Annotated in this window: 20 protein-coding genes and 2 pseudogenes; 13 read left to right on the forward strand and 9 right to left on the reverse strand. The window is 60.8% G+C overall.

Going from position 1 to position 22,162, the window contains the following annotated elements:
* Positions 1 to 316: 316 nt before the first annotated feature.
* A pseudogene (locus tag AC3WOG_RS05285) lies at positions 317 to 681 on the reverse strand (Tn3 family transposase); the annotation flags it as partial.
* Positions 629 to 826 carry a recombinase family protein gene (locus AC3WOG_RS05290; RefSeq protein ID WP_492577017.1) on the reverse strand — a complete coding sequence of 66 codons (198 nt, stop codon included), beginning with the start codon at positions 824 to 826 and terminating at the stop codon, positions 629 to 631. The pseudogene AC3WOG_RS05285 and the gene AC3WOG_RS05290, both read right to left, overlap by 53 nt.
* A gap of 1,123 nt (positions 827 to 1,949) precedes the next feature.
* Between AC3WOG_RS05290 and AC3WOG_RS05295 the strand changes: the two genes are divergently transcribed.
* Complete coding sequence (locus AC3WOG_RS05295) at positions 1,950 to 3,491, forward strand: tetratricopeptide repeat protein (RefSeq protein ID WP_492577018.1); 1,542 nt, start codon at positions 1,950 to 1,952, stop codon at positions 3,489 to 3,491.
* A gap of 24 nt (positions 3,492 to 3,515) precedes the next feature.
* A pseudogene (locus AC3WOG_RS05300) lies at positions 3,516 to 3,647 on the forward strand (ESPR domain-containing protein); the annotation flags it as partial.
* Positions 3,648 to 4,177: 530 nt separating this feature from the next.
* Here the strand turns inward: AC3WOG_RS05300 and AC3WOG_RS05305 are convergent.
* Genes AC3WOG_RS05305 through AC3WOG_RS05325 form a run of 5 tightly spaced genes read right to left on the reverse strand, consistent with a single transcriptional unit; the run spans position 4,178 to position 10,651 of the window.
* Complete coding sequence (locus tag AC3WOG_RS05305) at positions 4,178 to 5,272, reverse strand: hypothetical protein (RefSeq protein ID WP_492579856.1); 1,095 nt, start codon at positions 5,270 to 5,272, stop codon at positions 4,178 to 4,180.
* 9 nt (positions 5,273 to 5,281) lie between these two features.
* On the reverse strand, positions 5,282 to 5,728 hold the full coding sequence (locus AC3WOG_RS05310; RefSeq protein WP_492579857.1) for a hypothetical protein: 447 nt from the start codon (positions 5,726 to 5,728) through the stop codon (positions 5,282 to 5,284).
* Positions 5,729 to 5,737: 9 nt separating this feature from the next.
* On the reverse strand, positions 5,738 to 6,463 hold the full coding sequence (locus AC3WOG_RS05315; protein ID WP_492579858.1) for a hypothetical protein: 726 nt from the start codon (positions 6,461 to 6,463) through the stop codon (positions 5,738 to 5,740).
* Positions 6,464 to 6,472: 9 nt separating this feature from the next.
* Positions 6,473 to 10,306, reverse strand: coding sequence for a hypothetical protein (locus tag AC3WOG_RS05320; RefSeq protein ID WP_492579859.1), 3,834 nt, complete (start codon positions 10,304 to 10,306; stop codon positions 6,473 to 6,475).
* A 15-nt stretch (positions 10,307 to 10,321) separates the two neighbouring features.
* On the reverse strand, positions 10,322 to 10,651 hold the full coding sequence (locus AC3WOG_RS05325) for a hypothetical protein (protein ID WP_492579860.1): 330 nt from the start codon (positions 10,649 to 10,651) through the stop codon (positions 10,322 to 10,324).
* 100 nt (positions 10,652 to 10,751) lie between these two features.
* Here AC3WOG_RS05325 and AC3WOG_RS05330 point away from each other — a divergent pair, with 100 nt between their 5' ends.
* The 11 genes from AC3WOG_RS05330 (at position 10,752) to AC3WOG_RS05380 (ending at position 20,340) form a co-directional block, all read left to right on the forward strand.
* A complete protein-coding gene (locus tag AC3WOG_RS05330) occupies positions 10,752 to 11,156 on the forward strand; it encodes a YadA family autotransporter adhesin (protein ID WP_492579724.1) in 405 nt (134 codons plus the stop codon).
* 57 nt (positions 11,157 to 11,213) lie between these two features.
* Positions 11,214 to 12,359, forward strand: a complete 1,146-nt coding sequence (locus AC3WOG_RS05335) for a DUF2827 family protein (protein ID WP_492577019.1) — start codon at positions 11,214 to 11,216, stop codon at positions 12,357 to 12,359.
* A complete protein-coding gene (locus AC3WOG_RS05340) occupies positions 12,353 to 13,477 on the forward strand; it encodes a DUF2827 domain-containing protein (protein ID WP_492577020.1) in 1,125 nt (374 codons plus the stop codon). Before AC3WOG_RS05335 ends, AC3WOG_RS05340 begins: the two co-directional genes overlap by 7 nt.
* A gap of 36 nt (positions 13,478 to 13,513) precedes the next feature.
* Entirely contained in the window at positions 13,514 to 14,650 is a 1,137-nt protein-coding gene (locus AC3WOG_RS05345) for a DUF2827 domain-containing protein (RefSeq protein WP_492577021.1), read from the forward strand.
* A 75-nt stretch (positions 14,651 to 14,725) separates the two neighbouring features.
* The gene (locus AC3WOG_RS05350) at positions 14,726 to 14,908 is read left to right on the forward strand and encodes a hypothetical protein (protein WP_492577022.1); all 183 of its coding nucleotides are present in this window, start codon (positions 14,726 to 14,728) and stop codon (positions 14,906 to 14,908) included.
* 26 nt (positions 14,909 to 14,934) lie between these two features.
* The gene (locus AC3WOG_RS05355) at positions 14,935 to 15,630 is read left to right on the forward strand and encodes a chorismate--pyruvate lyase family protein (protein WP_492577023.1); all 696 of its coding nucleotides are present in this window, start codon (positions 14,935 to 14,937) and stop codon (positions 15,628 to 15,630) included.
* Positions 15,630 to 16,103, forward strand: coding sequence for a DNA-deoxyinosine glycosylase (locus AC3WOG_RS05360; RefSeq protein ID WP_492577024.1), 474 nt, complete (start codon positions 15,630 to 15,632; stop codon positions 16,101 to 16,103). The genes AC3WOG_RS05355 and AC3WOG_RS05360 overlap by 1 nt, the downstream gene beginning before the upstream one ends.
* Entirely contained in the window at positions 16,100 to 17,014 is a 915-nt protein-coding gene (locus AC3WOG_RS05365; protein WP_115104149.1) for a class I SAM-dependent methyltransferase, read from the forward strand. The genes AC3WOG_RS05360 and AC3WOG_RS05365 overlap by 4 nt, the downstream gene beginning before the upstream one ends.
* Positions 17,015 to 17,300: 286 nt before the next feature.
* Positions 17,301 to 17,540: a DUF3311 domain-containing protein gene (locus AC3WOG_RS05370; RefSeq protein ID WP_492577025.1), complete on the forward strand. Its 240-nt coding sequence runs from the start codon at positions 17,301 to 17,303 to the stop codon at positions 17,538 to 17,540.
* Positions 17,540 to 19,090: a monocarboxylate uptake permease MctP gene (mctP, locus tag AC3WOG_RS05375; protein ID WP_492577026.1), complete on the forward strand. Its 1,551-nt coding sequence runs from the start codon at positions 17,540 to 17,542 to the stop codon at positions 19,088 to 19,090. Before AC3WOG_RS05370 ends, mctP begins: the two co-directional genes overlap by 1 nt.
* Positions 19,091 to 19,215: 125 nt before the next feature.
* Positions 19,216 to 20,340 carry an FUSC family protein gene (locus AC3WOG_RS05380; protein ID WP_492577027.1) on the forward strand — a complete coding sequence of 375 codons (1,125 nt, stop codon included), beginning with the start codon at positions 19,216 to 19,218 and terminating at the stop codon, positions 20,338 to 20,340.
* Between the two features lie 38 nt (positions 20,341 to 20,378).
* Here AC3WOG_RS05380 and AC3WOG_RS05385 read toward each other — a convergent pair whose 3' ends face one another.
* Together AC3WOG_RS05385 and tal are read right to left on the reverse strand one after the other, a co-directional pair.
* The gene (locus AC3WOG_RS05385; RefSeq protein ID WP_492577028.1) at positions 20,379 to 20,795 is read right to left on the reverse strand and encodes a VOC family protein; all 417 of its coding nucleotides are present in this window, start codon (positions 20,793 to 20,795) and stop codon (positions 20,379 to 20,381) included.
* Between the two features lie 234 nt (positions 20,796 to 21,029).
* Positions 21,030 to 21,983 carry a transaldolase gene (tal, locus tag AC3WOG_RS05390; protein ID WP_492577029.1) on the reverse strand — a complete coding sequence of 318 codons (954 nt, stop codon included), beginning with the start codon at positions 21,981 to 21,983 and terminating at the stop codon, positions 21,030 to 21,032.
* Positions 21,984 to 22,162 lie beyond the last annotated feature (179 nt).

Below are 22,162 nucleotides of genomic sequence, written 5' to 3' on the forward strand. Positions count from 1 at the left end.
TGACGCTCGTGATTGAAAAATGCGCTGCTTCGGCAGCGCATTTTTTTTTGCCCGGCGCGCGGTTTTGCGCGGGTTCAGGTGGACAACGGCGGCAGCTTGATGCGTGGGCGCCTGTCCGTTTAAATGACGCACTTGCGACAGGACGGAGCCGGCCAGTTCCTTCGCCTCGAGGCAGGCGTGGTGATCCGCCAATACCTTCGCCGTCTGGAAAAATTTCTCTGGTTAGCTCATTAAGGCTATTCGAAGGCCCTCTTTCGAGATTGGTTTGTGAGATGGGTTTGAGGCGCAGTGGAACGGAAAACCGGGTTAAGCATTTTCATGAGTCGCTGTCTGCCGGATCACGTAAGGACCGTAGTTCGCCCTTGGCCACTGCATCCGGCACCGAGAACGAACACCGCCCGAGCATGTTGATGTGCTCGTGCATCAGCGGTGACAGTCGCGCTGCGTCCGCGTCCCTTATCGCATAGCCTTCCGTCCGTAACTGGTTCAAGGCGGCCTCGATATAGATCGTATTCCACAACACGATCATATTGAGCATCAGGCGAGTGCCCCTAACTGGTCTTCCTGACCCTCACGGTAATTCTGACGCAGCTCACCGCGCTTGCCGTGGAAGACGGCGCGCGCGACGCTATGGCGACCTTCGCCGCGGTTGAACTGCGTCAAAGTGCCCCGGCGTTTCGCTGTCGATGCGAGCACCTGAGGCTTTCTCGCGGTAAACCCCGGCAATATAGTAGCCAGCCGCCCGCGTGCTCTGCTCGATGTCGGCCTGGCGAGTGAGGTCCTGTTCATCAGTGCTAACGCGCAGATATAGGCGAGCGACTTTCATGTGACGGTAGCCAGGATGAGTACACGCCAATTGGCCAGTCCAAAACCAGATAGCCAATAACGTCGAAATCCGATGTTAATTGGCTAGCGCCTATTTGGCCATCTATCCTGGCTGTCGGGGATCAGAGCGAGACGCAGTTTGGCGCTTCAGAATTTGGCTGACCTTCATGAATCGCTCCTGGATTGCAATCACCGGGCCGCATCAGGGGATCAACGTTCGCGGCCGTAGACATTCTTGGTTTTGCAACATTCGCGTCGCTCGTGTCCATGCTACGCACTAAAACCCTTTTCAGGCCCTCTGCGCAAGTCAATCCGCTTCATTTAAGCACCCGAGTCGGCCACTTTGTCACCGCCGTTTTCGCTCAAACGAGTCACAGGATTGAAACGTTTTTTGACGATCCGGACCTTTGAAACATTCGCAGCGCCTCCGTCTCAAATACCGGCCTTGGTGAAATCAAGGGTGGCCCGCTATTTGCGTGAGCATGCCGTAGACCATTAAGTCGCTGCGTCAAGCAAATTCAATACAGCAGGCACAAGCAGCAGAAAAGCAATACGCGAATCGGGGAAAACCATGCCAACACACTTCGACCGCCGTCCGGGCGGCCCTGCCATCGGCTTGTCGTTCCGTTCGACCATAGGCGCAACGAACCCGTTCGATGACGCTCTGTGTGAAACGCGCCATCAGATCGGCAACGTTTTCAACGTTGCATTCGCATTTCCACGAGGACGGGAAACGGAAATACGAAGCGCGTGCTCTGTATGGTCCTTGTCACCTAGTCTCTCGCGTCATGTGCGACGCCTTACAGCCTGCAATCGGGAGCGGCGCTGCGCGACGTTGCAATGCCTTTGGGTGAGAGCCGAGACCTCTGCTGAGGACCGGCATGACGCCAGCATCGCGTCGTCGCAGTCATTCCGAAACGACAACGCCTGCTTGGACTGTCACATGGCAGTGACAGCGCGGATGAGGTGGGGGACGTTTGGAAGGGGGCGGCGGCAAACGCAGTGGTCGATATCACGCAATCCTGAATAGCTAAATTGTATGTGTTCGCAGGCTATGTCAGCGACATTGATTTGAGTCAAATTCGCACGCGAGCAGTCGTCACATATCTTGATGCAAACCAAAAATGAATTCGATTACAACTCATAGCGAACCGCTTCCGGGAGCGCCAGGGGACTTCCGACCGGGAATCCCGACGAGCGCTGCCACGCTTTCGCAGCGGGCGTGCCGACTGTTGAATGGCGGGGACTTCGAGCAAAGCGCAGCGTGCGCGCGGCAGGCCGTATCCGCTGATCCGGGCAGTGGCTTCGCGCGTCTGCTTCTGGGCGTGGCATTGAACAAAGCCGGCCAACGACGCGAGGCGCTCGATGAGCTCAAGCGGGCGGCAGTGCTCGCACCTCATGATCCGCAGATTCGCTATAACTTGGCCGTTGCTTTGCAGGAGTCCGGAGAGGAAGAACTCGCGATGTATGAGTATCGCGCCTGCCTGGAAATGGATCCGGATTTTACCAATTCGTTGTGGAACTACGGCGAGCTTCTCCGACTCCGGGAGCATTTCGAAAAGGCGCTCGAATGCTTTGATCGGCTGGTTCGCCTCGAGGGCAGATTGCGCGACAAGGCTGCACACCGGATGGCTGTGTGCTGCGCCTATTTGGGATTGGATGAACGTGCGCAGGCCCTGTTTGAGATGCAAATCGCCGAAGGCGACGATCCGCTCACGCACTGGGAATACTCGCATTTTCTGCTAGGAAGGGGCCGGTTCGACGATGCCTGGCCACATTATGCGAAGCGTTTCGATGCAGGAGAGAGGATCAGCCTCAAGGGTATGAATTTTCCGTATCCAGCATGGGGCGGGCAGTTCGAAGCCGGCTCGACGTTGATCGTTTCCGGCGAACAGGGCGCCGGTGACGAGATCCTGTTTGCGGCGTTTCTGCCTTCGCTGCTGGCGCGGGCACGTTCGGCGGGAATGCGGGTGGTGGTGGTGTGTCGGCCCGCTCTGGTGCGGCTTTTCCGCGCGAGCTTTCAGTCAGCGTACGTGTTGGGGGGGATGGTCACGCAAGAGCCTGATCTTCGTGAGATCGTTAAACAGTCCTCACGTATATGGCACAGCCCGATCGGCCACTTACCGTTGTGGGTGGAGAAGCCTGCACCGGCGATTTATCTGAAGCCTGCACCCGAAGATCAGACCGCTGCTCGGAAGCTAGTCGCGCCGTCACGATCAGGCGATGGGTGTCGGCATATCGGAATTGTGTGGTCTGCCAATCCCGTCTCAACGGCGTCGAACCGGCGTGCGCGCAGTGTGCCGTCCGACCTGCTGAACGCGTATCTCAAAGACATTAGCGGCGTGCGCTTCTATTCGCTGATGCCCGCAGAACATCGTGCGGCTGTAGCAGGCGTGCCGGATTTGCCTGTTACCGATCTTTCCTTCTTTTTAACCGACTTCAGCCGGACTGCGGCTGCGATGCAGTGCATGGATGAAGTCGTATCGGTGTGCACGTCGAGCGCCAATCTTGCCGGTGCGCTGGGTCTGAGGACGCGTGTATTGCTGCAAAAACATGCTGATTGGCGGTGGTATTCGGATACCTCGTGGTATCCAGATGTGGTGACGTACAGACAACAGAGGCGTTCCGACTGGGGAACCTGCCTGCAAGCGCTTTCGATGAACTAGCGATGATAGAGAACGGGGGAAGTCGTGAACAAGATCTATAAGTGCATTTTCAGCCGCAGACTGAATCAGATGGTTGTTGTCGGGGAGAGCGTGGCGGGACAGGGGAAGTCGGGCGGGCGAACCCGGGCTGTGCGGCGGGTGCGGGCCGTGGCTGCTGCAGCGTTGGCGGCCGGCACCTGTATGACTTTGCCGCAGTTGGTATGGGCGGCGGATCATGCTTGCGGCGGTACCAACTCTGTTTGCGGCACCAATTCGGGGTACTCCTCGGCCACAGGAAATGAAGACACGTTCTACGGGGCTGGGAGCGGCACAAACGCCTGGGTCTCGGGCAACGACAACACGGAATATGGATTCAATGCGGGCGCATATGTAAGTGGCAGCAACAACTCGGCAATCGGAGCGAACGCTGGGCAGTACGTGAATGGAAGTGGGAATGTGGCGGTGGGCGTGTCCGCAGGGGCGGGCAGCAGCGGGAGTCCCCTGAACATCACTAACACCACGGCGATTGGCTATATGGCGACGGCCACGGGGTTGAACTCCGTTGCGCTGGGAGCGAACTCGGTAGTGACCCAGGCGCAGGCGAACTCGGTGTCGGTGGGATCGTCAGGCAACGAGCGCAAGATCATCAATGTGGCGAATGGGAACGTGGCATCGGGCTCGACGGATGCGGTCAACGGCGGTCAGCTTTATTCGGTGAGCACGAGCCTCAGTACGACGAACAGTAACGTGACGAGCTTGTCGACCTCGGCGGCGGCGGGCATCAGCACGGCACAGAGCGGCGTGAGCTCGCTGTCGACGAGCCTGAATACGACGAACAGTAACGTGACGAGCCTGTCGAGCTCGGCCGCGGCGGGCATCAGCACAGCGCAAAGCGGCGTGAGCTCGCTGTCGACGAGCTTGAACACGACCAACAGTAACGTGACGAGCCTGTCGAGTTCGGCCGCGGCGGGCATTAGCACGGCACAAAGCGGCGTGAGCTCGCTGTCCACGAGCCTGACCGCGACGAACAGCAACCTCAGCACGACGAACAGTAACGTGACGAGCCTGTCGAGTTCGGCCGCGGCGGGCATCAGCACAGCACAAAGCGGCGTGAACTCGCTGTCGACGAGCTTGAACACGACCAACAGTAACGTGACGAGCCTGTCGACCGTGTCCGCGGCGGGCATCAGCACCGCACAGAGCGGCGTGACCTCGCTGTCGACGAGCCTGAATACGACGAACACCAATGTCAGCTCACTGTCCTCGGGCCTGACCACAACGAACAGCAAGCTCGGTTCGCTGTCGACGCAGGAGTCGACGGATGTGGGTGCGCTCTCGACGAGCCTGACCACGACCAACAGCAATGTCAGTTCGTTGTCGACGGGCTTGAACACGACGAACAGCAATGTGACGAGCCTGTCGACGTCGGCCTCGACCGGGATCAGCGCCGCGGTGAGCGGCGTGAACTCACTGTCGACGGGCTTGAGCACGACCAACAATAACGTGACGAGCCTTTCGACTTCGGCCTCGACGGGCATCAGCGCGGCGGTGAGCGGCGTGAATTCGCTCTCGACGGGCTTGACCACGACGAACAGCAATGTTAGTTCGCTCTCGACGGGCCTGACCACGACCAACAGCAACCTCGGTTCGCTGTCCAGCAGCTTAGACATGACCAACACCAATGTCAGCTCACTGTCCTCGGGCCTGACCACGACGAACAGCAACCTCAGCACGACGAACAGCAATCTCAGCTCGCTCACCGACAACGTGACGAGCCTGTCGACCGTGTCTGCGGCGGGCATCAGCACCGCTCAAAGCGGCGTGACCTCGCTGTCGACGAGCCTGAATACGACGAACACCAATGTCAGCTCACTGTCCTCGGGCTTGACCACAACGAACAGCAACCTCGGTTCGCTGTCGACGCAGGAAGCGACCGACGTGGGTTCATTGTCGACCGGCCTGAATACGACCAACAGCAACGTCAGTTCGCTGTCGACGGGCCTGACGACGACCAACAGCAATGTCAGCTCGCTCACCGATAACGTGACGAGCCTGTCGACGTCGGCCTCGACGGGTATCAGCACGGCACAGAGCGGCGTGAGCTCACTCTCGACTAGCCTGACCACGACGAACAGCAACCTCAGCACGACGAACAGCAACCTCAGCACGACGAACAGCAACCTCAGCACGACGAACAGCAATCTCAGCTCGCTCACCGACAACGTGACGAGCCTGTCGACCGTGTCTGCGGCGGGCATCAGCACCGCTCAAAGCGGCGTGACCTCGCTGTCGACGAGCCTGAATACGACGAACACCAATGTCAGCTCACTGTCCTCGGGCTTGACCACAACGAACAGCAACCTCGGTTCGCTGTCGACGCAGGAGTCGACAGACGTGGGTGCGCTGTCGACAAGCCTGAGCACGACCAACAATAACGTGACGAGCCTGTCGACTTCCGCCTCGACGGGTATCAGCGCGACGGTGAGCGGCGTGAGCTCACTCTCGACGAGCCTGACTGCGACGAACAGCAACCTGGGTTCGCTGTCGACGCAGGAGTCGACGGACGTGGGTGCGCTGTCGACGAGCCTGACGACGACCAACAGCAATGTCAGTTCGCTCTCGACGGGCCTGAACACGACCAACAGCAACCTCGGTTCGCTGTCGACGCAGGAAGTGACCGACGTGGGTTCGTTGTCGACAAGCCTGGCCACCACCAACAGTAATGTGACGAGCCTGTCGACCTCGGCCTCAACCGGGATCAGTGCCGCGGTGAGTGGCGTGAGCTCACTGTCGACGAGCCTGAACACGACGAACAGCAACCTCGGTACGCTATCGACGCAGGAAGCGGCGGACGTGGGTTCATTGTCGACCGGCCTGAATACGACCAACAGCAACGTCAGTTCGCTGTCGACGGGCCTGACCACGACGAACAGCAATCTCAGCTCGCTCACCGATAACGTGACGAGCCTGTCGACCGTGTCTGCGGCGGGCATCAGCACCGCTCAAAGCGGCGTGACCTCGTTGTCGACGAGCCTGAATACGACGAACAGCAACGTCAGTTCGCTGTCCAGCAGCTTAGACACGACCAACACCAATGTCAGCTCACTGTCCTCGGGCCTGATCACGACGAACAGCAACCTCAGCACGACGAACAGCAATCTCAGCTCGCTCACCGATAACGTGACGAGCCTGTCGACGTCGGCCTCGACGGGTATCAGCGCGGCGGTGAGCGGCGTGAGTTCACTCTCGACGAGCCTGACTGCGACGAACAGCAACCTCGGTTCGCTGTCGACCCAGGAATCGGCGGACGTGGGTGCGCTGTCGACAAGCCTGACCACGACCAACAGCAATGTCAGTTCGCTCTCGACGGGCCTGAACACGACGAACAGCAACCTCGGTTCGCTGTCGACGCAGGAAGCGACCGACGTGGGTTCATTGTCGACCGGCCTGAATACGACCAACAGCAACGTCAGTTCGCTCTCGACGGGCCTGAACACGACCAACAGCAACCTCGGTTCGCTGTCGACGCAGGAGTCGGCGGACGTGGGTGCGCTGTCGACGAGCCTGACGACGACCAACAGCAATGTCAGTTCGCTCTCGACGGGCCTGAACACGACCAACAGCAACCTCGGTTCGCTGTCGACCCAGGAGTCGACGGACGTGGGTGCGCTGTCGACGAGCCTGACCACGACCAACAGCAATGTCAGTTCGCTCTCGACGGGCCTGAACACGACCAACAGCAACCTCGGTTCGCTGTCGACGCAGGAAGCGACCGACGTGGGTTCATTGTCGACCGGCCTGAATACGACCAACAGCAACGTCAGTTCGCTCTCGACGAGCCTGACCACGACCAACAGCAATGTCAGTTCGCTCTCGACGGGCCTGAACACGACCAACAGCAACCTCGGTACGCTGTCGACGCAGGAATCGACGGATGTGGGTTCGCTGTCGACAAGCCTGAACACGACCAACAATAACGTGACGAGCCTGTCGACCTCGGCCTCGACGGGTATCAGCGCGGCGGTGAGCGGCGTGAGCTCACTCTCGACGAGCCTGACTGCGACGAACAGCAACCTGGGTTCGCTGTCGACCCAGGAGTCGACGGACGTGGGTGCGCTGTCGACGAGTCTGAGCACGACGAACAGCAATGTCAGTTCACTGTCGTCGGGTTTGAGCACGACCAACAATAACGTGACGAGCCTTTCGACTTCGGCTTCAACGGGCATCAGCGCGGCGGTGAGCGGCGTGAGTTCGCTCTCGACGAGCCTGACTGCGACGAACAGCAACCTGGGTTCGCTGTCGACGCAGGAATCGACGGACGTGGGTGCGCTCTCGACGAGCCTGACCACGACCAACAGCAATGTCAGTTCGCTCTCGACGGGCCTGAACACGACCAACAGCAACCTCGGTACGCTGTCGACGCAGGAGTCGACGGATGTGGGTTCGCTGTCGACAAGCCTGAGCACGACCAACAATAACGTGACGAGCCTGTCGACCTCGGCCTCGACGGGTATCAGCGCGGCGGTGAGCGGCGTGAGCTCACTCTCGACGAGCCTGACTGCGACGAACAGCAACCTCGGTTCGCTGTCGACCCAGGAATCGGCGGACGTGGGTGCACTGTCGACAAGCCTGACCACGACCAACAGCAATGTCAGTTCGCTCTCGACGGGCCTGAACACGACCAACAGCAACCTCGGTTCGCTGTCGACGCAGGAGTCGACGGATGTGGGTTCGCTGTCGACAAGCCTGAACACGACCAACAATAACGTGACGAGCCTGTCGACCTCGGCCTCGACGGGTATCAGCGCGGCGGTGAGCGGCGTGAGCTCACTCTCGACGAGCCTGACTGCGACGAACAGCAACCTCGGTTCGCTGTCGACCCAGGAATCGGCGGACGTGGGTGCACTGTCGACAAGCCTGACCACGACCAACAGCAATGTCAGTTCGCTCTCGACGGGCCTGAACACGACCAACAGCAACCTCGGTACGCTGTCGACGCAGGAGTCGACGGATGTGGGTTCGCTGTCGACAAGCCTGAACACGACCAACAATAACGTGACGAGCCTGTCGACCTCGGCCTCGACGGGTATCAGCGCGGCGGTGAGCGGCGTGAGCTCACTCTCGACGGGCCTGAACACGACGAACAGCAACCTCGGTTCGCTGTCGACCCAGGAGTCGACGGACGTGGGCTCGCTGTCGACGAGTCTGACCACGACGAACAGCAATGTCAGTTCACTGTCGTCGGGTTTGAGCACGACCAACAATAACGTGACGAGCCTTTCGACTTCGGCTTCAACGGGCATCAGCGCGGCGGTGAGCGGCGTGAGTTCGCTCTCGACGAGCCTGACTGCGACGAACAGCAATGTCAGTTCACTGTCGACGGGCTTGAGCACAACCAACAATAACGTGACGGGCCTTTCGACGTCGGCCTCGACGGGCATCAGCGCGGCGGTGAGCGGCGTGAATTCGCTGTCGACGGGCTTGAGCACGACCAACAATAACGTGACGAGCCTTTCGGCTTCGGCCTCGACGGGCATCAGCGCGGCGGTAAGCGGCGTGAATTCGCTGTCGACGGGCTTGAGCACGACCAACAATAACGTGACGAGCCTTTCGGCTTCGGCCTCGACGGGCATCAGCGCGGCGGTAAGCGGCGTGAATTCGCTGTCGACGGGCTTGAGCACGACCAACAATAACGTGACGGGCCTTTCGACTTCGGCCTCGACAGGCATCAGCGCGGCGGTGAGCGGCGTGAATTCGCTCTCGACGAGCCTGAACACGACGAACAGCAACGTGACGAGCCTGTCGACGTCGGCCTCGACCGGGATCAGCGCCGCGGTGAGCGGCGTGAGCTCACTGTCGACGGGCTTGAGCACGACCAACAATAACGTGACGAGCCTTTCGACTTCGGCCTCGACGGGCATCAGCGCGGCGGTGAGCGGCGTGAATTCGCTGTCGACGGGCTTGAGCACGACCAACAATAACGTGACGAGCCTTTCGGCTTCGGCCTCGACGGGCATCAGCGCGGCGGTAAGCGGCGTGAATTCGCTGTCGACGGGCTTGAGCACGACCAACAATAACGTGACGGGCCTTTCGACTTCGGCCTCGACAGGCATCAGCGCGGCGGTGAGCGGCGTGAATTCGCTCTCGACGAGCCTGAACACGACGAACAGCAACGTGACGAGCCTGTCGACGTCGGCCTCGACCGGGATCAGCGCCGCGGTGAGCGGCGTGAGCTCACTGTCGACGGGCTTGAGCACGACCAACAATAACGTGACGGGCCTTTCGACGTCGGCCTCGACGGGCATCAGCGCGGCGGTGAGCGGCGTGAATTCGCTCTCGACGGGCTTGAATACGACGAACAGCAATGTCAGTTCACTGTCGACGGGCTTGAGCACGACCAACAATAAAGTGACGAGCCTTTCGACTTCGGCCTCGACGGGCATCAGCGCGGCGGTGAGTGGCGTGAATTCGCTCTCGACGGGCTTGACCACGACGAACAGCAACCTCAGTTCGCTGTCGACCTCGGCCTCGACGGGTATTAACACGGCGCAAAGCGGCGTGACGTCGCTCTCAACAGGGCTGTCAACGGTCAGTAGCAATGTGCATTCGTTGTCCACCGGCCTTTCGACGACCAATAGCAACCTGGCAGGTCTGAGCACTTCGGCCTCGACGGCGATCAGTGGGGCGGTGAGCGGTGTGACTTCGCTGTCCACCGGCCTGTCGACGACGAACAGCAATCTGGCTTCGTTGTCGAGCTCGTATTCCGGCTCGATTGCGACCTGGCTCAACAGTCTGAGCACGGTCAACAATAACCTTTCGACATTGAGCTTTTCCACGTCGACCAGCGTGGTTCAGCTCTTCACAGGCGTTACGTCTCTCTCGACCGGTTTGAGGACGACAAACAGTAACGTGGCGCAGTTGAGTACCACGGTCACATCGCTATCAACCGGGCTGGCCTCCCTGTCCACGCAGGTATCGTCCCCAGGGTTCGGGAAAGGCTCATCGCCCAGTACGAGTACGTCTACTGCGACCGCCTCGCCCTCGACATCGACCACAACTAGTACCAGTACCGTGCAAAGCTCCACATCGACGGGGTCGGCTTCTCTGTCTACCAGTTCGCCCTCGCTGTCGACGAGCCTGGTGGCGGTTGCCGCCGCGCAAATTCCGAGCGCTTCGTCCATCTCATATAGTGCGTCGACAAATGGGGCCGCCGTGGGCGCGAACTCGCTAGCCTCAGGGAACAACTCGGTTGCGCTCGGTGCGGGAGCGACTGCGACAGCGATGAACTCGGTCGCGCTAGGAGCGAACTCGATAGCGACCGAGGCGAATTCGGTGTCGGTGGGTTCGCCAGGCAACGAGCGCACGATCACGAATGTGGCGCCCGGCGTGAACCCGACTGACGCGGTCAACGTGTCGCAGTTGGCAGCCGTGCAATCGAATATGAACCAGGTGGCAAGGCTGGCATATTCCGGAATAGCGGGCGCCGCCGCGCTCTCGATGATTCCTGAAGTCGATCCCGGCAAAACGCTCGCGGTCGGTATAGGGACGGCCGGCTACCAGGGATATCATGCAATGGCCATCGGCTTCAGCGCTCGAATAACAAACAACCTAAAGGTCAAGGGGGGGGTAGCCGTTAACGGTGCAGGAGGCAACTCGGTCGGAGCTGGTGCCTCGTACCAGTGGTAAGTAATGTATACCACCGATTGACAGGTTCATGCCGGCAGCAGGGAAGGGGAAATAGTCATGCGTATTGGAATTTCAATTCTCACGCACGCCGGCCAGAGCGTCTGGGAAAACGGCTTGGGCCAGAACGTCTTCTATCTGGCTCATTTGTTGCGCGCTTTGCCGTTCGTCGAAGAAGTGTTACTTCTCAATTGTGGAGATCAGTCGTGCCTGCCGGATGATGTGGAGCAGGACGGCGCCGGCTTTCGGCTTATAGCGCCGCGAGATGCAACGGACTTGATTGACGTGGCGATCGAAATGGCAGGCGGGCTCGACGTCAGCTGGCTTGACCATTTGCGCGCGAAGGGAAAGAAGGTGGTCTACCACTGCTGCGGACAGCCCTATACAGCGCTGATCGAGCCCACAATCTTCGGCACGGCAGGCTATTGTTCTCGTTTTGAGCGCTGTGATGAAATCTGGACCTTGCCAAAAGACCGGTGCTTTCACCGAATGCTCGAATCGCTTTACCGATGCCCGGTGTACGACGTGCCCTATTTGTGGGAGTCTGCATTTCTCGACCGGCGCGCCGCAGTGCTGCACAGGGATCATGCCATCGAATTCGGATATCGCCCCCAGGCGCGTAAAGAATATACGTTTCGCGCACTCAGGGTTGCGGTATTGGAGCCGGACATCTCTGTTATCAAGGCGTGCACTATTCCAATGCTGATCTGCGATTCGGCTTTCCGGGCGAATGAGGATACCGTTGCGGAACTGCATCTGCTCAACACGATTCAGATGAAAGATCATCCGACGTTCGTGCATCTGGCCAATTCGCTGGATTTGACGAAGAACGGGAAAGTCCGCTTCGAGAAACGGCATGACTTCGCCGGCTACATGAGCCAGTTCGGCGACGCCGTTGTCGCGCATCAGTGGCAGAACGATCAGAACACTCTCTATCTGGATGCGCTTTACGGGGGATACCCGTTAATCCATAACTCGAAGTGGCTGGGTTCGGTAGGGTACTACTACCCGGATTCCGACATACCGAACGGCGCATGTCAGCTTATTGAAGCTTCCCGAAACCATGATGAGAATTTCGATTCCTATCGGCACTCGGCAAGGGAGTTTCTGGCCGCGCTGAGTCCACTTCACACGATGAATCAGACTGCGTATGCCCGCAGCTTGTTGCGGTTGACATCATCACGCGAACGGGGAACGACATGCTGAACGGAAGGCGGCTCAAGGTAGGCGTAACGATCTTCGTGCGCGCAGGTCAGCAATCGCTGTGGGAAAACGGAATTTTTCAGAACTGTTTCTTCCTGACCATGCTGCTCGCGCGATCGCCGCTCATCGAGACAGTATTTCTGGTCAACGGGGGCGATGGCCGGGTCGAGGATGCATGCGAATTTCTGGCCGATGCACCGGTGAAGGTGATCGACCTGCAAACGGCGCGCACGCAGCTTGATGTCATCATCGAGTTGAGCGCGCAACTCGATCCGGAATGGGCGCGTGACTTCCAGTCCCACGGCGGGCGTGTCATCGGCATGCGCGTGGCCAACGATTACGCAATCGATGTCGAACGCATGATATTTGGTCGTCCTCATGGCATGCTGGTCTCCGGCACCGGATACGACACGATCTGGACATTGCCTGCCTTCGAAAAGACCTGCGCTGCCTATTACGAAGCAGCGTTGCGTGCCCCAGTGCGGACCATGCAGCATATCTGGAGCCCGGTACTGCTTGAGCGTGCGGCAGGCATGAGCGCAGGGGCTCGGCCATTCGGCTACACACCCGGCCGTTCACAGTGGCGTCTCGCCATCCTCGAACCAAACATCTGCATGGTAAAGACCAGTCATATTTCGATGCTGATTGCGGATGTCGCACATCGTCGATCGCCTGGTTTTATAGAGGTCCTGCGTGTCTTCAACTCGCTTCACCTGAAAAGCGACCCGCTGTTTTTCGGGTTCGCGACAAGCCTTGATCTCGTGCGCCACGGGCTTGCCTCGTTCGAGGCGCGCTTTCCCACGTACGAAATCATGACTATGCAGGCTGACGCGATTATTTCTCACCATTGGGAGAATGCGCAGAATTACCTGTATTACGAGGCGCTACATGGCGGATATCCGCTTATCCACAATTCGGCGCTGCTTGAGGACTGTGGATATCGATATCCGGACTTTGATCCCCAGGAGGGAGCTTTGGCTCTGCGTCAGGCGTTTGCGGAACACGACGGCCGTCTGGATGACTACAGGCGGGCCGCGCGCAGATTCTTGAAGACTCTCGATCCGCTTGCCGAGCGCAATGTCGAGCAATACACCGCGGCGATCGCAGAGCTCTATCGGTAACGGGGGAGGCCAGGCGACATGAGAGAGGATAAAACTATGACTGAGCGGCCGTTGCGCATTGGAATAACCATTGGCCTGAGAGAGGAGGCGGAAAGCTTGTGGGTCAACGGGATCAAGCAAAATGCTTTGTATCTCGCGAAACTCTTTCAGCGCTCGGCACGCCACCATGAGGTCACGCTGGTCAATACGACGCCAGTGCCCATCACACCGCGGCTACCGTGGGACACCACGCAATACCCGGCAAGAACATTCGAGGAAGCCAAGGACAATCTTGATGTGCTCATCGAACTTGGCGGTCAGATTAGCGAGGGTCAGACAAGATACATCCGGGACCGTGGAACAAGGCTTGTGAGCTATTGCTGTGGGCCTGAATATGTGCAGCGCATGGAAGCGATGATATTCGGGCGGGGACTCGGGAACTCCGTTTTCATCAATCAACAATACGATGAGATTTGGGCCATTCCCCAGGTGGCGGAGACAAGCAAGCATTACCTTGGAACGCTGCGGCGCTGCTCCGTAAGAGAAGTCCCCTTTGTTTGGGATCCGATGTTCATCGATACCAGCACGGCCGGTTTTTCTCACAACGGCGAGTATCGGCCCCGGGGAGAATCAAAACGGATATCCATCATGGAGCCGAATATCGATGTTCTCAAATTCTGCCTCTATCCGATCCTGATCGCCGAAGAGGCATACCGTGCGGAACCGGACAGTGTCGCATACGTGCACGTGACGAATGCCGATCACCTTGCAAGCCAGAACGTAGAGTTTGCCGGGACGATGCATTACCTCGATCTGGTGAAAGGGCGCAAGGTCAGTTTTGTCGGGCGATACGAGACGCCGAAGTTTCTTGCGGAGCACACGGACATCGTCATTTCCCATCAGTGGGGGCTGGCGCTCAACTATTTCTATTTCGATGTGTGCTGGAAGGGCTATCCGCTGGTGCATAACGCGCACCTGTGCAGCGATCTTGGTTACTTCTACGACGCAAATGATGTGAAGGAGGGTGCCCGTAGGGTCCTCGAGGCGGTCCATCATCACGACAGGAACTGGAACGGTTACATGAACCGGCAGAGGGAACTGATCTCCCGTTTCACGCCGGAAAATCGCGCGCTGGTCGAGGCCTATGACAGGTTGCTCGACGAACTGATGATCTCGACCGCCGCAATTGCGTAATCGCATATCGCGGTCGGAGAGGACTATTGGGGTAGGCGTAAGGATTTGGGCGGCGACGGTGGGAGGCCCCGCTAGATGATTTTCAATAGTGAGGAAGCGCAGCCGTGGTACGACTCCGTCGAGTTGTTCAGGCAGCCGCAGGGGAGAGTGGGCGCCGGTGGTCGAGCGCGTGATGGCGCGTTCGCTGGCGCTGGCAAGATCGCGATAGCTTACCGCGCGTCCCGACGGGAGGAGGGGGCAGGTCTGGCGATCGTCTGACAGCGTCGCCGTTATAATCCGACACCATGCCTATCCGTTTCGATGCCGCCGACGCCCACTGGCGCGTCGCTCCCTTGCCCGGCTTTAGCGCTGCCCAGAAAGACTGGCTGACCCGCGGTGGTTCGCTGACCGCGCATCTGCGCACGCTTGGCGCGGTCGCGGTGCGCGTCACGCGCGAAGCCGTTGCGCTGCCGTGGGCCGACGAGTACGCCGCGCTCGGTCTCGCGCCGCGCGCACCCGCGTGGGTTCGGGAGGTGGTGTTGTCGGTCGACGGCGTGCCGTTCGTCGCCGCGCATAGCGTGGCGCCTCTCGCGGCGAGCGTCGGCGTATGGCAGGCGACCCGGCGGCTGCGCACCCGTCCGCTCGCCGAGTTGCTGTACAGCGATAGCAGCGTCGCGCGTTCGTCGCTAGTGAGCCGCAGGCTGACGGCGCGTCATCCGCTGTACCGACTGGCTGCGTATGAGATCGACGGCGCGCCGCCGCATGCGCTGGTCGCGCGCCGCTCGGTATTCGAGCGCCACGGTGCGCCGCTGATGGTGACCGAATGCGTGTTGCCCGCGCTGTGGGCGCATCTGGCTTCGTCGGCGTGCGAGTCGTCCGCGCTTGCACCGCACGCGACGCATCCGCGTTCGCGTGAACATGGGCGCTCGCTCGAGCGCACCGCATCGCGAGCGCACCCCGCGCATCCTGCGGTTCGCGCGCCAGGCGAGGCGAGCCGCTGATGTTGCGCGGCTTTCCACCCGTCGTCGCCGCCGGTACGCATACGCTGATTCTAGGCAGCTTTCCCGGCGAAGCGTCGCTCGCCGCGACGCAGTATTACGCGCATCCGCGCAACCAGTTCTGGCGTCTGCTCGGCACGGTGCTCGGCGAGCCGCTGGCCGATTTCGCTTACGAAGAACGTCTCAAACGCGTGCTCGCGCATGGCATCGGCGTATGGGACGTGCTTGCGGCTTGCCATCGCGAGGGGAGCCTGGATGCGGCGATCCGCAACGCGCAACCGAATGACTTCGCGTCGCTGCGCGAGCACGCGCCGCTGCTGCGCAAAGTCTGCTTCAACGGCAAGACGGCGGGCCGCTTCGCGCCGGTGATCGGCGAGGCCGGCTACGCCACCCTCGTATTGCCTTCGTCGAGTCCGGCGAATGCTATGCTCTCGTTCGACCAAAAATTGCGCCTTTGGCGCGACATCCTTACATGACGAAATTAATCAAGCGCGCTTCGGCTGAAGCGCGTGCTTTCCGCCATCAAGACGCTGACGCCGCGGGCGGCAAACAGAAAGCAGTGCGCAATAACAGGCGCGCGCAACACGGCGACGATCTGCACGACGCGCCGCAAATCGAAGCACCGCGCAAGCCGCGTTTCGCTCCTGTCACGTTCTCGGAAGAGGGCGGCGTGCGCTTCCTGCATTTCGGCACGGAATGGGTGCAAGGTGCGATGCGTCTGCGCAAGCCGGATCACATCGAACTCGAATACGCGCAGCAGATGATGGCCTGGCTGTTGTTCATCGAAACGCCCAAGCGCATCGTCCAGCTCGGTCTGGGCGCCGCGGCGCTGACCAAGTTCGCCCACCGCTTCCTGAAGCGCGCGAAGGTCGAGGCGGTCGAGTTGAATCCGGCGGTCGTCGTCGCCGCTCGGACGATGTTCGAACTGCCGCACGACGATGCGCGCCTGACCGTGCACGAAACCGACGCGTGGGACTTCGTCAACGACCGCGCCAATCACGGCACGATCGGCGCGCTGCAAGTCGACGTCTACGATGCGACCGCGCGCGGCCCGGTGCTCGACAGCGTCGCCTTCTACCGTGCCGTGCGCGCGTGTCTGACCGGCGCGGGCGTGGTAACGGTGAACCTGTTCGGCGATCACCCGAGCTTCGTGCGCAACATGAAGCGGCTGAATGAAGCGTTCGACGGCCGCGTCGTCGCACTGCCGGAAGTGCATGACGGCAACCGCATCGCGATCGCCTTCTCGGGCCCGGCGCTCGACGTGCCGTTCACGGCGTTGCAAGCGCGCGCCAGGCTGATCGAAGCCGAACTCGGCCTGCCGGCGCGCAAGTGGATCAAAGGTCTGCAGGAATCGACCGGGCAGACGGGCAACTCGTTCTCGGTCTGACGATCGACAAGCAGCCGGGCCGGGCAAGCCGGCTCGACTGCTCTCAGACGCAACGCCCGCCGCCGCACGGTTTATGCGGCCGGGGGCACCCAAGCCGCGCTCGTCCCGCTTCGCCAGCACCGTCCCGCCTCGGGTCGTCCCTGCTTGACCGCATGTTCGCGGCTCCTATACTCTTTCGATGCTTTCGGGGCGCCCGTCGCTTATCCGCGGGGCGGCTCCCCGCTGCGGGATCCACCACCCGTCAAAACACGGGCCAACATTTCAATAATAGGTAGGAGGAGACGTCATGGCTCACGACGCCGACGCGAACAAAACCAGCAAGCGCTGGCTCTGGTTGCTGTTGCTGCCCTGGATCGCAATGGTCTGGGTGCCGTCATATAACAAAGTCGAACCGCAACTGTTCGACTTTCCGTTCTTCTACTGGTATCAGCTCCTGTGGGTGCTGATCAGCGCGATCATCACAGCGCTCGTGTACTTCAAGACCAAGACCCGTTCGACGGGCCGTCCACAAGGGGGCGCGCAATAATGAACGCCACCGCGACATTCGTCTTCGTACTGTTCTTCGTCGGCGTCACCATTCTGGGCTTTATCGCGGCCCACTGGCGGCGCGGCGATCTCGCCCATCTGGAAGAGTGGGGTCTCGGCGGGCGGCGCTTCGGCACCATCGTCACCTGGTTCCTGCTCGGCGGCGACCTGTACACCGCCTACACCTTCATCGCCGTGCCGGCGCTGGTGTTCGGCGCGGGCGCCACCGGCTTCTTCGCGCTGCCGTACACGATCATGATCTATCCGTTCGCGTTCGTCGTGTTCCCGAAACTGTGGAGCATCGCCAAACGTCAGGGCTACGTGACATCGGCCGACTTCGTATCCGCCCGTTATGGCAGCCGGATGCTGGCGCTCGCGGTTGCGGTGACCGGTATCCTCGCGACGATGCCGTATATCGCGCTGCAACTGGTCGGTATCGAAGTGGTGATCGGCGCGCTGGGTTTCGACACCACGGGCTTCGTCGGCGATCTGCCGCTGATCATCGCGTTCGCGATTCTGGCGGCGTACACCTACACGTCGGGCCTGCGCGCGCCGGCGATGATCGCGGTCGTCAAGGACGTGCTGATCTACATCACGATCGCCGCGGCGATCATCGTGATTCCGCCGCAACTCGGCGGCTTCGGGCATATCTTCGGCGTGGTGCCGCCGGCCAAGCTGCTGCTGAAGGCGCCGGACGTGTCGAGCCTGAACGGCTACAGCGCGTATGCGACGCTCGCTATCGGCTCGGCCCTTGCGCTGTTCCTGTATCCGCACTCGATCACGGCCATCCTGTCGTCGAATTCGGGTAACACGATCCGCCGCAATATGGCGATGCTGCCGGCTTACTCACTGGTGCTCGGTCTGCTCGCGCTGCTCGGCTTCATGGCGCTCGCAGCGGGCGTGAAGGACATGCCGGAATTCGCGCCGTACTTCAAGGCGTTCGGCCCGAACTTCGCGGTGCCGGCGCTGTTCCTGCACTTCTTCCCGTCGTGGTTCGTCGGCGTCGCGTTCGCGGCGATCGGCATCGGCGCGCTGGTGCCGGCCGCGATCATGTCGATTGCGGCAGCGAACCTGTACACGCGCAACATCCACAAGGAGTTCGTCAACCGCAACATGTCGCATGAGCAGGAGACCAATGTCGCGAAGCTGGTGTCGCTGATCGTCAAGGTCGGCGCGGTGGCGTTCATTCTGGGACTGCCGCTCACCTACGCGATCCAGTTGCAGTTGCTGGGCGGCATCTGGATCATCCAGACGCTGCCGGCGATCGTGCTGGGTCTGTATACGCGCATGCTCGACTATCGTGGTTTGCTGCTCGGCTGGGCGGCCGGCATTGCAACCGGGACGTGGATGGCGATTTCGCTGAAGCTGGCGAGTTCGATCTTCTCGATTCACCTGTTCGGTTTCGCGATTCCGGGCTACGCGGCAGTGTGGTCGCTGGTCGTGAACCTGGTGGTGGCGGTGGTGGTGAGTATTCTGGTGCGTGTGCTCGGCATGCAGCGCGCCGAAGACCGCACCCGTCCGGAAGACTATCTGGACGTGGTCGAAAGCTAAGCAAGGCGCTTTGCCTCGCTTCGAGGCGCAGCCGCCCGCAAACGAAAGTTTGCGGGCGTTTGTCTTTCCGGGGCACTCTGGTGCACGATGGCGGAACCGTTCTTCAAAGCGTCCGTCGCGCTGCCATGGCCCCTGCCGATTCTCACACCGTGATTGCCCGCCGTTCGGCCATCAGCCGCATGGTGCGCGCGGTCGCGTCGCCGTATTACCGCTATCGCCACGCGAGGGTGTTGCATAGCTTGCGCGTCGGCCTCGCGATGCTGGTGTCGATTCTCGCCACGACCGGCATCGATATCCCGCATGGCATCTGGTCGTCGGTGACCTTGCTGGTGGTGATCGGCGGTTTGCAGCATCACGGCAATATCCGCAAAAAGGCGGCGGAACGGGCGGCGGGGACTTTACTCGGCGCGTCGATCGGTTTGGTGCTGATCCTGCAACAGGATCTGATCGGCTCGCTGCCGCTCACCTATGTACTGATGTCGATCGTCGCCGCGATCTGCGCGTGGTTCGCGATCGGCTCGTCCGGCTATATCGGTCTGTTGACGGCGATCACGATGTGCATCGTCGCCGGCCATGGCGACAATCTGATCGACGTCGGCCTGTGGCGCACGCTGAACGTGCTGATCGGCATCGTGATCGCGCTGGCCTTTTCGTTCGCACTGCCGCTGCACGCAACCTATTCGTGGCGCTACGGCCTCGCCGACAATCTGCGCGAATGCGCGCGGATCTACGCGCGGTTGCTACTAGGCGAAACGATTAGCGAAGACGAGCAGGTCAAAAGCTTTCTGCGGATCAACAAGCGGCTGGTGCAGTTGCGCTCGTTGATGCCCTCGGTGGCCAAGGAGATCGATGTGCCGCAGGCACGGCTCGAAGAAATCCAGCGTCTGCATCGCTCGGTGCTCAGTTCGCTGGAACTGCTGGCGACCGGCCCGCTGATGCGCGCCGACGCCGTGGCGCGCGCCGCGTTTGCACAGGAGTGCGGGATCGAGGTGCGCGCCGTGCGAGGCATCCTGCTGGCAACGGCGCGCGGCCTGCGATTTGGCCGTGCGACGCATTTCAGGATTCCGCCGGCGTCGCCGCTCGCGCAAGCGCGGCCCGACGCGGCGTTGAAGCTGCCGCCCGATTTGCAGGGGCCCTATTGGCTCGGGCAGCGGCTGGCTGAACAGGTCGACCGGCTGCGCGCCTTGCTGCTGGAAACCGAGCCGAACTGGAACATCGAACGGCACACGCGGACCTTGCTGAATGCATAAAGCGGCACAGTCCGCCGCGGCCGGCTCGCGTGACGGCCTTACTCCTCCGGCACCGTCACCATCCAGCCGAGGCCGAAGCGGTCCACTACCATCCCGAAGCCTTTGCTCCAGAAGGTCGCTTGCCACGGCATCGTGATCTTTCCGCCGTCGGCCAGTGCATTGAAATATTTTTCGGCCGATGCTGCGTCGTCGGCCGTCAGCGACAGGCTGAAACCGTTCATCGGACCGACATCGGGGTCGCAGTGGCCGTCGGACGCCATCCAGGTCGTCGAACCGGTTTTGATGCTCGCGTGCATGATCTTGTCCTCCGTGCCAGCGCGCATCTGGCTCTGAGCGTCAGGCGGTGCCTCCTTAAAGCGCATCTGGAATAACACTTCGGCGCCGATTGCTTCGCCGTAAAACTTCAGCGCTTCTTCGCAGCGGCCGTTGAAAAATACGTAAGGCTGAACATACATGATCGTCTCCCGGAATGTGGGTCAGCGGCGCCGCGCTCCTTCGGCCAACGGCCAGGAGGAGTGGGCGTGCAGACGATTGTAGTCGTCCGTTGTGGCAGCAATTGTGACTTTGTGCTGGCAGGGCGGTGAGCTTGACGTGGACCCAATAAAACGCTGCCAGAAACGCCGCCGGAAACGGCGCGCGGCCCTGAACCGGAAGGCTCAGGGCCGCGCGCTGAAGCGAAGCAGGCGGGTTTAACGCAGCGCTTCGATCAGCTTTTCCAGCTTGACGGCGTCCGCGGCGAATGCGCGAATGCCTTCGGCGAGCTTTTCCGTCGCCATTGCTTCGTCGTTGACGAGGAAACGGAACGACGATTCGTCGACCGGCACGCGTGCGATGTCGGCACCTGTGGCAATCTCCGGCGACAGCTTGCGCTCGACCTTCTCGGTGCTCTCCTGCAGCTTTTGCAGCAGATCCGGGCTAATGGTCAGCAGATCGCAGCCGGCCAGTTCGAGAATCTGACCCGGCGTGCGGAAGCTCGCGCCCATCACTTCCGTTTTGTAGCCGAACTTCTTGTAGTACGCGTAGATGCGGCGCACCGATTTGACGCCCGGATCGTTGGCGCCGCCGTCTTTCGCTTCGTCCCACGCGCTGCCGGCGTTCTTCTTGTACCAGTCGTAGATGCGGCCGACGAACGGCGAAATCAGCTGCGCACCCGCTTCGGCACAGGCGGCCGCCTGCGCGAGCGAGAACAGCAGCGTCATGTTGCAGTGGATGCCTTCTTTCTGCAGCACTTCGGCGGCGCGGATGCCTTCCCAGGTGGAGGCCAGCTTGATCAGCACGCGTTCACGGCCGATGCCCTTTTGCTGGTACAGGCCGATCAGTTCGCGGCCCTTGGCGATCGACGCTTGCGTGTCGAACGACAGGCGCGCGTCCACTTCGGTCGACACGCGGCCCGGAATGATCTTGAGGATTTCGCTGCCGAACGCGATCAGCAGATGATCGATGATCGTGCCGACCGGCTTCGACGCGTGCTCTTTCACGGTCTTTTCGAGCAGCGGACGGTAATCGTCCTTCTGCACGGCCTTCAGAATCAGCGACGGATTGGTGGTCGCGTCCTGCGGCTTGTATTGGGCGAGCTGCTGGAAGTCGCCGGTATCGGCCACGACGGTGGTGTATTGCTTGAGTTGGTCGAGTGCGGTTGTCATGTTCGAGCCTTCAGGGCGTCGGTGCGCCGTGGTTCAGGAGAAATGAGGTCGCCGCCGGACAAAAAGTACCAAAAATACCAAAAGCCCTGACGGCCGCGGGTCACGCTGCAGCATGTGTGCCCGCCATCTTGCCGGGAAACGCTGCCGGATACTTCTATTCTATGGCGGATCGCCTGATG

This window comes from Paraburkholderia sp. FW306-02-B (genome assembly GCF_058782725.1).